We start from the raw sequence: 11,955 nt of genomic DNA, 5'->3' as shown, positions 1-11,955 counted from the left end.
ATGAGCGTCAAAACGTTAATGCTATTGTCCATTTTTCTCACCGTGACGGTAGGCTTTACCGCCACGATTGGTTTTATGATGTGGCAGTGGATGGCGCAGCAGGACAGTCTGGCCAAAAAACATATCCGCCAGATTGCTGAGGTGCAGTCTTTGCAGGTAAGTAAGGAGATGGATTCCGCGCTGGCTGCCGCCAGGGATATGGGCAACAGTGCCCTGGCGCTGAGGGATGCGGGCATCTCCGATCGCCAAAGTCTCAACCAGCTGCTGATCCATTATCTTGCGACCCACCCGCAGTTTCTCTCCATGTCGATGGCTTTTGAGCCCAACGCGTTTGACCATCAGGATGCCGCCTTTGCCGGACAGAGCGGAGAGGATCCTGCCGGACGCTTTGCCCGCTATGTCGACCGCGATGCCTCTGGCAAACCCGCACTGCACCTGCTGACGGACCTGGAAACACCCGGCAGCGGCGATTATTACCTGCTGCCGAAGCAACGGCAAAAAGAGGTGATCATCGAACCCTATATCTACCCGTACAATGGCGTAGACGTCATGCTTACCTCCATTGCCGCCCCCATTATGGCTGACGGCAAGTTTCTGGGATCGGTCACCTCTGACTTTTCACTCGCCACGCTGCAAGCCATGACTGGGGCAATAAAACCGTGGAACGGGACTGGCTATGCCCTGCTCCTCTCAGCGGAAAATAAAGTGGTATTCAGCCCGGACAAACAGGCCACCGGAAAGCCTTACGCGGGGAAGATAACGGGCCATGATGTCATCCGGGAAAACGATCCACTGCTGAAGGAGGAGGCATTTATTACCTGGCAGGATATTACAATTGGTAACAGCCAGACGCCGTGGAAGCTGGCCATCGTCACCCCGGTCAGTGAGGTGATGGCCGAGGCGCGTGCATTTTTGCTGAAAGCCATTGTCCTTATGGTGCTCAGTAGCGTAGTGGTGAGCCTGGTCATGGCGCAAATCTTTACGCGTAAAGTTGACCGACCGGTGGGTGGCGAACCTTCTGACGCCGCCGGAATTGCCCTGGCCGTCGCCCGCGGGGAGCTGAACAATACAATTCCGGTGCGCGCGGGAGATACTCGCAGTATTTTTTACGCCCTGCACACCATGCAGATGCAGCTCAAACGCATCGTCGACAACATCAGCGATGCCAGCCATTCCGTGCGGGGTGGCACCAGCGAGATTTCGGCAGGTAACCTTGACCTTGCCTCGCGAACCGAGGAGCAGGCAGCAGCGATTGTGGAAACCGCGGCCAGCATGGAAGAGATTTCGGCCACGGTGAAGAATAATGCCGACAATGCGCACAAAGCGACCACGCTGACCGACCGCGCCGCCAGCCTCGCCGGACATGGCGAAACGCTGGTGAACGACGTCGTCACGGTGATCGGCGAGATTGATGACAGCGCGCGTAAGATCGGTGAGATCAACAGCATTGTCGATGGCATTGCCTTCCAGACCAATATCCTGGCGCTAAACGCGGCCGTAGAAGCCGCACGGGCGGGTGAGCAGGGACGCGGTTTTGCGGTGGTGGCCGGTGAAGTCCGTAACCTGGCCCAGCGGAGCGCTAACGCAGCAAAAGAGATTTCTCAGCTCATTGCCGAATCGTCTGGCCGCGTCAACAAAGGCGTTGAGCTGGTCAATGAAACCGGCGTGATGATGAAACAGGTTATCGAGGCGGTGTCGCATGTGCATCTGGTGATAAACGATATCGTTCAGGCGCTGGACGAGCAAAATCGGGGGATTAGCCAGGTCAGCACCGCCGTGAATCAGATGGACAGCACAACCCAGCAGAACGCCGCTCTGGTGCAGCAGATCTCAGCCGCGGCGCTCTCACTGGACGAGCAGGCTAAATCGCTGGAGAAGACGCTGGCGTTCTTTCATTCGTAAATCGTCAGGCACCCGCAGGACGGGTGCCTTTTTACACCATTGCCGCTACAGCCCTTTCAGCAGCTTGTCGACAAATTCCGGGACGACCGCGCTTGCCAGACCGTAGTGTTTCTCTTCAAACTCGCTGCCCACCTGGCTTGGCTCCAGATTGAGCTCAACCGTATGGGCGCCGTGCAGTCGCGCTTCGTGAACAAACCCCGCCGCCGGGTAAACATGGCCGGATGTACCAATGGCGATGAACACGTCCGCCATCGCCAGCGCGCTGTAGATATCATCCATCCCCAGGGGCATCTCGCCGAACCACACCACGTGCGGGCGCAGGCGTGCGGGGAACTGACAGCAGTGACATTTGTCTTCTGGCAGCACGTCCTCTTTCCAGTCCAGCACCTGGCCGCTCCAGGCACAGCGAACTTTGAGCAACTCACCGTGCATGTGGATGATGTTTTTGTTACCGGCTCGCTCATGCAGGTTGTCGATATTCTGCGTCACCAGCAGGAAACGATCCCCCAGCGCCTCTTCCAGCTTCGCCAGCGCCAGATGCGCCGGATTGGGCGCAATCTCAGGCTGCTGCAGCTGGCGACGGCGGGCGTTGTAAAACGCCTGCACGAGATCCGGATCGCGGGCAAAACCTTCCGGCGTGGCGACATCCTCCACGCGGTGTTCTTCCCACAGTCCGTCCGCCGCGCGGAAGGTTCGAATTCCTGACTCAGCGGAGATCCCCGCCCCGGTCAGCACCACCACTCTGGGTTTATCCATCGCTTCTGGCATCATTCTGTCTCTGAAAAAGATCCGCTGACGCAAGCGCTCACGTAAGCGGCGTTTGTTTTTGCGAAAACGGCTGAGTCGACCCTGGCGACGCGACAGCATAGAAACCTCGTAAACTAATCGGTGAGATGAAGGAATGCGGCTCCGCGCATGCCTCCTGCGTCCCCGTGTCGCGCACGTTCAATACGCGGCACGCGTGCAACCGGCAATAAATGTCGGGGCAAACGCCCGGACAACTGTTCCGTAATCGCAGTGAAGTTTGACAACCCTCCCCCAATCACCAGCAGATCCGGGTCAACGATAGTGAGAATATTTCCCAGACATACCGCCAGCAGATCCAGATAGCGCTCAACGTGCTCACGCGCCTGCGCATCCCCTTGCTCCCACAAGGTAATGATTTGAGGGGCCTCAAGTTTCTGATGATAGAAGTGTTCGTAAAGCCATGCAAACCCGCGGCCGGAGAGGTAGTTCTCAATACAGCCGTGCTGGCCGCAGCCGCAGCGAGTCAGCGGAAACTCACGCCCGACAACGTCCAGGGCATCCACCGGCAAGCGGATATGGCCGAACTCACCGGTGATATAGCTACGCCCGGTGATGGGCTTACCGTTGATCACGATCCCTCCGCCGACGCCCGTGCCGAGGATCAGTCCCATGACCAATGGATACTGACGGAATTCATCATCCCAGGCTTCAGAGAGCGCAAAACAGTTGGCATCGTTATCTAAACGCACGTCGCGTTCAAGGCGGGCAGAGAGATCGGCACGCAGCGGTTTGCCGCTGGCAGCAGGTACGTTGGCGGCATACAGCGTGCCGTCGTCGGTTTCGGGCATGCCCGGAATACCAATGCCGACGCTGCCTTTGACGCCAAAGCGTTCATCTGCTTGCGCCACCAGCGCGGCAATGGCGGTTAAAAATTCGTCGTAGCTCTTGCGCGGCGTGGGAACGCGCGTCTCCCACTGCAGCCTGAGGTCTTTATCAAATACGCCGAGCGCAATTTTGGTGCCGCCAATATCAAATCCATAATACATAGTGCATTCCTCTTTTGACCTGGCGGCCCAAAAGCCGCTAGATCATGACGTAATTACTGGCCACTTAATACCCTCGCCGGATCAATTCGGCTTGCGCGACGCGCCGGATACCAGCTTGCCAGCAGACTCAGTAAAAGTGCTGTGACCAGCACATAAAAAACGTCCAGCCAGTGCAATTCAGACGGCAGGAAGTCAATAAAATAGATATCACCCGACAGGAACTGGTGACCAATAAGCTTTTCAATGCCGTTGATAATTGGCGTCAACTGTAGGGAAACCACCACGCCAATCACCACGCCACACAGGCTACCGAACAATCCTGCCAGCAAACCGTACCAGACGAAGATGGCGCGAATAAGACCGTCTTTCGCCCCGAGCGTTCTCAGCACGGCAATGTCACCGCTCTTGTCCTTGACTGCCATCACCAGCGTCGAGACGATGTTAAAGCACGCCACACCGATCACCAGCACCATCGCCAGATACATAATCGCGCGGATCATCTGGATATCACGGTACATATACCCGTAAGTGCCGATCCAGCTTTTGATGTAAACATAGTTATTGGTCACGCTGCCCGCGTCGCGTACCAGTTTGTTGGCATTAAAGACGTCGTTCACCTTAATGGCAATGCCCGTCACGCTGTCGCCCATGTCGAGATACTGCCGCGCATCTTCCATCGGCACCATCGCAAAGCTATGGTCAAGCTGACCGCTCAGCTGAAGAATACCGGTGACGTGCAGGCGCACGCGTTTCGGCTGCTGCAATTTGTGATCGGCGCTGGCGTTCGGGATCATGATCGACACCCAGTCGCCCTGCTTCACCTTCAGGGCATCTGCAACGCCTTTGCCCATGATGATCTGCTGCTCGCCGGCCTTAAAGTTTGCCCACGCGCCGTTCTGCACATATTTCGGCAGCGCGCTCAGGCGTTCTTCCTGGGCGGGGTTCACCCCTTTCACCTGGATGGCACGCAGGTTTACCCCGCTCTCCACCAGCCCGGTAAAGTTGATATAGGGCGCGGCAGCAGCGATGCCCGGGACGTTCTCAACTTTGTTAAGCGCATCGCTCCAGTGGGTCCAGGGCTGGTTAACCGGCTCGATTTCCCCGTGCGGTACCACCGCCAGAATGCGGTTATTCAGTTCGCGCTCGAAGCCGTTCATGGCGCTCAGGCCGACAATCAACACCGCCACGCCCAGCGCAATACCGATGGTCGAGATGACGGAGATGAGCGACACCATGCCGCCGCGACGGCGACCGCGGCTAAAGCGTAACCCGATGAGTAACGATAACGGTGAAGCCATTACTCCGCTCCCATCAGGGTCAGTTCTGCATTCAGATGACCGTCGCGCATTTCAAGCTGGCGCCCCATGCGTTTTGCCAGCTGCAGATCGTGGGTGACCACCAGAAACGCGGTGCCCTGCGAGGCGTTAAGTTCACCCAAAAGCTGGAAAATACTGTCCGCATTACGCGCATCCAGGTTACCGGTCGGTTCATCCGCCAGTACCAGACGCGGGTTGTTGACCAACGCACGGGCAATGGCCACGCGCTGACGTTCGCCGCCGGAAAGCTCCGACGGACGGTGATTGCCACGGTGACCCAGCCCTACTGCGTTCAGCATGTCGCTGGCGCGGGCGTTAATTTCTGCCGGTTTCTTTTTGCCAATCAGCAACGGCATCGCCACGTTTTCCAGCGCCGTGAAATCCGGCAGCAGGTGGTGGAACTGGTAGATAAAGCCCAGCTCGCGATTACGCAGCTCGGCCTTCGCCGCTGAGGACATTTTGCTCATCGGCTGGCCGGAAAAAATCACGTCGCCGCTGGTTGGGGTATCCAGCCCGCCGAGCAGGTGCAGCAGCGTACTTTTGCCCGAGCCGGAGCTGCCGACAATCGCCATCATCTCGCCTTCGCCCACGCTGAAGCTCACATTGTGCAGCACGTCGGTCTGCACAGCGCCTTCCTGATAGCGTTTGGACAGGTTGTCGCATTGCAACAGGATCTTATTCATAACGTAAAGCCTCAGCGGGTTGAGTGGCGGCAGCGCGCCAGGAAGGATAAAGCGTCGAAAGCAGCGCAATGGCCATCGCGGCCAGCGCAATACCGATAACCTGCAGCGGCTCGATAGCCACCGGCAGCGCCGCGCCATCAAGCAGCGCGCCGATGATCGGCATTAAATTATTAAGCTGGCTGGCAAGCAGTGCGCCGAGCCCCGCCCCCAGCAGCGCGCCGATAATCCCGGCGCTGGCACCCTGCACCATAAAGACCGCCATGATCTGGCGCGGCGTGAGCCCCTGGGTTTGCAGGATGGCGACCTCGCCTTGCTTTTCCATCACCATCAGACCCAGCGAGGTGATGATGTTAAAAGCGGCCACGGCCACGATCAGGCTCAACAGCAGCCCCATCATGTTTTTTTCCATACGCACGGCCTGGAACAGTTCGCCTTTACGTTCGCGCCAGTCCTGCCATTTGGTGCCGTCCGGCAGTTTTTGCTGGCTGAGGGTATCAACCTTCAGCGGCGCGTCGAGCCACAGGCGCCAGCCCGTGATGTTCCCTGTCGGGTAACGCATCAGGCGCGAAGCGTCCTGGATGTTAACCAGCATCTGATAACCATCGACTTCGCTGTTGGCGGCAAAGGTACCAATTACGTTAAACAGGCGCTGGCTTGGCAGGCGCCCCATCGGCGTAAACTGACTGGCAGAGGGCACCATCACACGCAGCTGGTCGCCACGGTTGACGCCAAGCTGGCCGGCAAGCTGCTCACCCAGAATAACGTTGTATTTTCCGGCGGCCAGATCGGTCTGCTTCACGTTAACCAGGTACGGGGTCAGCGGATCGTTTTGTGCCGGGTCAATACCCAGCATGACGCCGACCGCCACGCTGCGGGCGCTTTGCAGCACCACGTCGCCGGTTGTTAACGGCGCAACGCGCGTGACACCCTGTAACTTCGCCGCACTTTCCGGCAGCTGTTGCGGGTTCAGCGAACCGTTGGTGGAGGAGAGAACGGCCTGCGGCATCAGCCCCAGGATGTTGTTTTGCAGCTCGCGCTCGAAGCCATTCATGACGGAAAGGACCGTCACCAGTGCCATCACGCCGAGCGTAATGCCAATAGTCGAAAGCCAGGAGACAAAGCGACCGAAGCGGTCCGCGGCGCGCCCACGCATGTAACGTAAGCCTATGAAGAGTGCGACAGGTTGATACATGAAATCCGTCTGTTTGCTGATAGCAGACCCACGAGTATATAAGCGAATCCGTTAAGCGTAAATGACTGAAACCGTAAGCTTTGGTAATCATTTTTCCGAAAAATTCAGATAAATCAGCGTGCTATTGTCTGAATTGTCGCCTCGCAACCTCCACCTTTTCCGAAAAACCTCCTGATACAGACTGTTACCCGTTACATCCCGGTTTCATTTCACAACAATTGCTCGTTCGTTTATGGCAATTTAAGGTAGTCGCGAACAATGAAGCAAAAAGCATTATGGATTAACCAGATAAAAGGGCTGTGTATCTGCCTGGTGGTTATCTATCATTCGGTCATCACCTTTTATCCGCACCTGAGCGGGCTGCAACACCCGCTATCCGGCCTTCTCGCGAAATGTTGGGTCTATTTTAATCTCTACCTCGCCCCATTCCGCATGCCGGTATTCTTCTTTATCTCCGGCTATCTGATCCGTCGTTATATCGATGAGGTGAACTGGCGAACCAGTCTCGACAAACGGATCTGGAGCATTGTCTGGGTTCTGGTTCTGTGGGGGATTCTGCAATGGCAGGCATTGACCCACCTGAATGCCTGGCTGGCGCCCGACCGTGAGCTTGCCACCTCCTCGAACGCGGCCTACGCCGATTCCCTCTCAGGATTTGTACGCGGTATGCTCACCGCCAGCACCAGCCTGTGGTATCTGTATGCTCTGGTCGTCTACTTCACGCTGTGTAAACTACTGAGCCGCTGGAAGCTACCGGTGCTCGGGCTGCTGGCACTGGCGAGCGTCGCGATCAACTTCCTGCCGTTGCCGTGGTGGGGAATGAACAGCGTGGTACGCAACATGATCTACTACAGCCTTGGGGCGTGGTATGGCGCAGAGCTGATGGCGTGGATGAAAAGTTTCAACCTGCGCCGCACGTGGCTGGCGACAGGCGCTTTCGCCGCCGTCTCCGTGGTGCTGTGGTTTGCTAACGTTCCTCTCCTGCTTTCCCTGCTGTCGATTGTGTTGATCATGAAGCTTTTCTACAGTATTGAGCAGCGTTACGCCGTGCATCCCAACAATCTGCTGAATGTGATTGGCTCAAACACCATTGCGATCTATACCACCCACCGCATCCTCATTGAGGCCTTCAGCCTGTTCCTGATTGGCGAGATGAATGCCGCATACTGGCCGGTCTGGGCAGAGCTGGGCTTAATTCTGGTCTATCCGTTTGCCAGCCTGCTTATCTGCACCCTTGCCGGGCTCGGGGTGCGCAAACTCTCCACCGCGCTGTTTGGCGATCTTTTCTTCTCTCCTCCGTCAACGCTCTCCCTGTCACCGTCCACCCGCTAATGCCCTCTCCGCCCCCGTTTTGGGGGCGGAAAGTGACCCCGTGCGGTTACAATTTGCTTATGTAAAACGATCGAGGATAATAAAGACATTGCGTATCAGTGATATGCCCCAATACTGTTGGTATATCCATAAGAGACTCTGACATAGCCATGCCTGAACACTATCGTTATTCCTTGCCTGTCAAAGCGGGCGACCAGCGCCAGTTGGGTGAACTTACGGGCGCGGCGTGCGCCACGCTGGTGGCAGAAATTGCTGAGCGACACCCCGGCCCGGTGGTGCTTGTTGCCCCGGATATGCAAAATGCCCTGCGCCTGCACGACGAAATCCGCCAGTTCACCGATAGCCTGGTGTTCAGCCTGGCCGACTGGGAAACGCTGCCCTATGACAGCTTCTCTCCGCATCAGGAGATCATCTCCTCGCGCCTGTCGACGCTCTACCAACTGCCGACCATGCAGCGCGGTGTGCTGATTGTGCCGGTGAATACCCTGATGCAGCGCGTCTGTCCGCACAGCTATCTGCATGGTCATGCGCTGGTGATGAAAAAAGGCCAGCGCCTGTCCCGTGATGCCCTGCGCGAGCAGCTTGACGGTGCCGGCTATCGCCATGTCGATCAGGTGATGGAGCACGGGGAATACGCAACCCGTGGCGCACTGCTTGACCTGTATCCTATGGGCAGCGACCAGCCGTATCGTCTCGATTTCTTCGATGATGAAATTGACAGCCTGCGCGTGTTCGACGCCGACACCCAGCGCACGCTGGAGGAAGTAGAGTCCATTAACTTACTGCCCGCGCATGAATTCCCGACGGACAAAACTGCTATCGAACTGTTCCGCAGCCAGTGGCGCGATAAGTTCGATGTGAAGCGTGATGCCGAGCATATCTATCAGCAGGTCAGCAAAGGCACGCTCCCGGCCGGGATCGAATACTGGCAGCCGTTGTTCTTTAACGAGCCGCTGCCGGCCCTGTTCAACTACTTCCCGGCAAATACGCTGATTGTGAACACCGGCGATATCGACGCCAGCGCCAGCCGTTTCGAAAGCGAAACCCGCGCCCGCTTCGAAAACCGGGGCGTTGACCCGATGCGTCCGCTGCTGCCGCCGGAAGCGCTGTGGCTGCGTACCGACGAACTCAATGCGGAGCTGAAGCGCTGGCCGCGGATCCAGCTCAAAACCGATTCGCTTGCCGATAAGGCCGCCAACACCAACCTCGCCTTCCGGACGCTGCCGGACCTGGCCGTTCAGGCGCAGCAGAAATCGCCGCTGGATAATCTGCGCAAGTTCCTGGAGTCCTTTACCGGCCCGGTGGTGTTCTCCGTTGAGAGTGAAGGCCGCCGCGAAGCACTCGGCGAGCTGCTGGGGCGAATAAAAGTTGCGCCGAAACGCATTCAGCGCCTGAGCGACGCGGCCGGAAACGGCCGTTATCTGATGATTGGTGCCGCCGAACACGGGTTTATTGATACGCTCAACAACCTGGCGCTGATTTGCGAAAGCGATCTGCTGGGTGAGCGCGTCGCGCGGCGCCGTCAGGACAGCCGTCGGACCATTAACCCGGACACGCTGATCCGTAACCTGGCCGAACTGCATCCGGGCCAGCCCATTGTTCACCTGGAGCATGGCGTTGGGCGCTATCAGGGAATGACCACGCTGGAAGCCGGCGGCATTAAAGGTGAATACCTGATGCTGACCTACGCCAACGACGCCAAACTGTATGTTCCGGTGTCATCCCTGCATCTGATTAGCCGCTACGCAGGCGGTGCCGAAGAGAATGCGCCGCTGCATAAGCTGGGCGGCGACGCCTGGGCGCGCGCGCGCCAGAAGGCCGCGGAAAAAGTACGCGACGTGGCGGCCGAGCTGCTGGATATCTACGCCCAGCGCGCGGCCAAAGAGGGCTTCGCCTTTAAGCATGATAAAGAGCAGTACCAGCTGTTCTGCGACAGCTTCCCGTTTGAAACCACGCCGGACCAGGCCCAGGCCATCAACGCCGTACTGAGCGACATGTGCCAGCCGCTGGCGATGGACCGCTTAGTCTGCGGCGACGTCGGCTTCGGCAAAACCGAAGTGGCGATGCGCGCCGCCTTCCTGGCGGTTGAAAACAACAAGCAGGTGGCGGTACTGGTGCCGACCACCCTGCTCGCCCAGCAGCACTTCGACAACTTCCGCGACCGTTTCGCCAACTGGCCGGTGCGCATTGAGATGCTGTCACGTTTTCGCAGCGCCAAAGAGCAGACGCAGATCCTCGAACAGGCAAGCGAAGGCAAAATCGATATTCTGATCGGTACGCACAAGCTGCTGCAAAGCGACGTGAAGTGGAAAGATCTGGGGCTGCTGATCGTCGACGAAGAGCACCGCTTCGGGGTGCGTCACAAAGAGCGGATCAAAGCGATGCGCGCCGACGTCGATATTCTAACCCTGACCGCAACGCCAATTCCGCGTACGCTGAACATGGCGATGAGCGGCATGCGCGATCTGTCGATTATTGCCACACCACCGGCGCGTCGTCTGGCGGTGAAAACCTTTGTCCGCGAGTACGATAATCTGGTGGTACGCGAGGCGATCCTGCGTGAGGTACTGCGCGGGGGCCAGGTTTATTATCTTTATAACGACGTTGAAAATATCCAGAAAGCCGCGGACAGGCTGGCCGAACTGGTACCGGAAGCGCGTATTGCCATCGGCCACGGGCAGATGCGCGAGCGCGAGCTGGAGCGGGTGATGAACGACTTCCACCACCAGCGCTTTAACGTACTGGTGTGTACCACCATCATTGAAACCGGCATTGATATCCCGACGGCGAATACCATCATTATTGAGCGTGCGGATCACTTTGGTCTGGCGCAGCTTCATCAGCTGCGCGGTCGCGTTGGGCGTTCGCATCATCAGGCTTACGCCTGGCTGTTGACCCCGCATCCGAAAGCGATGACCACCGACGCGCAAAAGCGTCTGGAAGCCATCGCCTCGCTGGAAGACCTCGGTGCAGGCTTTGCGCTGGCCACGCACGATCTTGAGATCCGTGGTGCCGGCGAACTGCTGGGCGAGGATCAGAGCGGCTCCATGGAAACCATCGGCTTCTCGCTCTATATGGAGCTGCTGGAAAACGCGGTTGATGCCCTGAAGGCCGGACGCGAGCCGTCGCTGGAAGATCTCACCAGCCAGCAGACCGAGGTCGAGTTGCGTATGCCGTCCCTGCTGCCGGATGATTTCATTCCTGATGTGAATACCCGCCTGTCATTCTACAAACGCATTGCCAGCGCGAAGAATGAAAATGAGCTGGAAGAGATCAAAGTGGAACTGATTGACCGCTTTGGCCTGCTGCCCGATGCGGCGAGAAATCTGCTGGATATTGCGCGGCTGCGCCAGCAGGCGCAGAAGCTGGGGATCCGCAAGCTTGAAGGTAATGAAAAAGGCGGCGTCATTGAATTCGCCGAGAAGAATCACGTCAACCCGATGTGGCTGATTGGCCTGCTGCAAAAACAGCCGCAGTATTTCCGCCTGGATGGGCCAACCCGTCTGAAATTTACCCAGGAGCTGGCGGATCGCAAAACCCGTATGGACTGGGTGCGTAACTTTATGCGACAGCTCGAAGAGAACGCGGTCGCGTAATCTGCCCTCCCCCCCCGTTAGCCAGTGCTGCCGGGGGGACAATTTACAAACTCTTTGCACTTCACCCGATCTTCCCGACACACCCTTTCGCCATAATTATCATTAACACCTTATAAAACAATAACCTTATCATTTATATGG

General features: G+C 57.6%; 8 protein-coding genes. 3 read left to right on the top strand and 5 right to left on the bottom strand.

What is annotated here, in order from left to right:
• Complete coding sequence (locus tag ACOTXR_RS04085) at positions 1-1,902, top strand: methyl-accepting chemotaxis protein (protein WP_373371046.1); 1,902 nt, start codon at positions 1-3, stop codon at positions 1,900-1,902.
• Positions 1,903-1,947: 45 nt separating this feature from the next.
• Here ACOTXR_RS04085 and cobB read toward each other — a convergent pair whose 3' ends face one another.
• Genes cobB through lolC form a run of 5 tightly spaced genes read right to left on the bottom strand, consistent with a single transcriptional unit; the run spans position 1,948 to position 6,886 of the window.
• A complete protein-coding gene (cobB, locus tag ACOTXR_RS04080) occupies positions 1,948-2,769 on the bottom strand; it encodes a Sir2 family NAD+-dependent deacetylase (protein WP_014883409.1) in 822 nt (273 codons plus the stop codon).
• A 14-nt stretch (positions 2,770-2,783) separates the two neighbouring features.
• Positions 2,784-3,695, bottom strand: a complete 912-nt coding sequence (gene nagK, locus ACOTXR_RS04075; RefSeq protein WP_078310491.1) for an N-acetylglucosamine kinase — start codon at positions 3,693-3,695, stop codon at positions 2,784-2,786.
• Positions 3,696-3,748: 53 nt separating this feature from the next.
• Entirely contained in the window at positions 3,749-4,993 is a 1,245-nt protein-coding gene (gene lolE, locus ACOTXR_RS04070) for a lipoprotein-releasing ABC transporter permease subunit LolE (protein WP_058689747.1), read from the bottom strand.
• On the bottom strand, positions 4,993-5,694 hold the full coding sequence (gene lolD / locus ACOTXR_RS04065) for a lipoprotein-releasing ABC transporter ATP-binding protein LolD (protein ID WP_023332716.1): 702 nt from the start codon (positions 5,692-5,694) through the stop codon (positions 4,993-4,995). Before lolD ends, lolE begins: the two co-directional genes overlap by 1 nt.
• Positions 5,687-6,886, bottom strand: a complete 1,200-nt coding sequence (lolC, locus tag ACOTXR_RS04060; RefSeq protein WP_078310488.1) for a lipoprotein-releasing ABC transporter permease subunit LolC — start codon at positions 6,884-6,886, stop codon at positions 5,687-5,689. Before lolC ends, lolD begins: the two co-directional genes overlap by 8 nt.
• 258 nt (positions 6,887-7,144) lie before the next feature.
• On the opposite strand from lolC, the gene ACOTXR_RS04055 reads away from it, so the two are divergent.
• Positions 7,145-8,218: an acyltransferase family protein gene (locus ACOTXR_RS04055; RefSeq protein ID WP_047625711.1), complete on the top strand. Its 1,074-nt coding sequence runs from the start codon at positions 7,145-7,147 to the stop codon at positions 8,216-8,218.
• A gap of 149 nt (positions 8,219-8,367) precedes the next feature.
• Positions 8,368-11,814, top strand: a complete 3,447-nt coding sequence (mfd, locus tag ACOTXR_RS04050; protein WP_078310485.1) for a transcription-repair coupling factor — start codon at positions 8,368-8,370, stop codon at positions 11,812-11,814.
• Positions 11,815-11,955: the final 141 nt, after the last annotated feature.

Origin of the sequence: Enterobacter cloacae complex sp. IR53030 (genome assembly GCF_049238365.1) — a bacterium.
Lineage (GTDB): Bacteria > Pseudomonadota > Gammaproteobacteria > Enterobacterales > Enterobacteriaceae > Enterobacter > Enterobacter kobei.
The sequence above is the reverse complement of the archived record's forward strand: the minus strand, read 5'-3'. Positions and strand labels throughout refer to the sequence as shown.

Excerpts from the sequence above, each read along its gene's own strand:
- lolE (WP_058689747.1), bottom strand. The coding sequence starts at position 4,993 with ATGGCTTCACCGTTATCGTTACTCATCGGGTTACGCTTTAGCCGCGGT.
- lolD (WP_023332716.1), bottom strand. The coding sequence starts at position 5,694 with ATGAATAAGATCCTGTTGCAATGCGACAACCTGTCCAAACGCTATCAG.
- ACOTXR_RS04085 (WP_373371046.1), top strand. The coding sequence starts at position 1 with ATGAGCGTCAAAACGTTAATGCTATTGTCCATTTTTCTCACCGTGACG.
- ACOTXR_RS04055 (WP_047625711.1), top strand. The coding sequence starts at position 7,145 with ATGAAGCAAAAAGCATTATGGATTAACCAGATAAAAGGGCTGTGTATC.
- cobB (WP_014883409.1), bottom strand. The coding sequence starts at position 2,769 with ATGCTGTCGCGTCGCCAGGGTCGACTCAGCCGTTTTCGCAAAAACAAA.
- lolC (WP_078310488.1), bottom strand. The coding sequence starts at position 6,886 with ATGTATCAACCTGTCGCACTCTTCATAGGCTTACGTTACATGCGTGGG.
- mfd (WP_078310485.1), top strand. The coding sequence starts at position 8,368 with ATGCCTGAACACTATCGTTATTCCTTGCCTGTCAAAGCGGGCGACCAG.
- nagK (WP_078310491.1), bottom strand. The coding sequence starts at position 3,695 with ATGTATTATGGATTTGATATTGGCGGCACCAAAATTGCGCTCGGCGTA.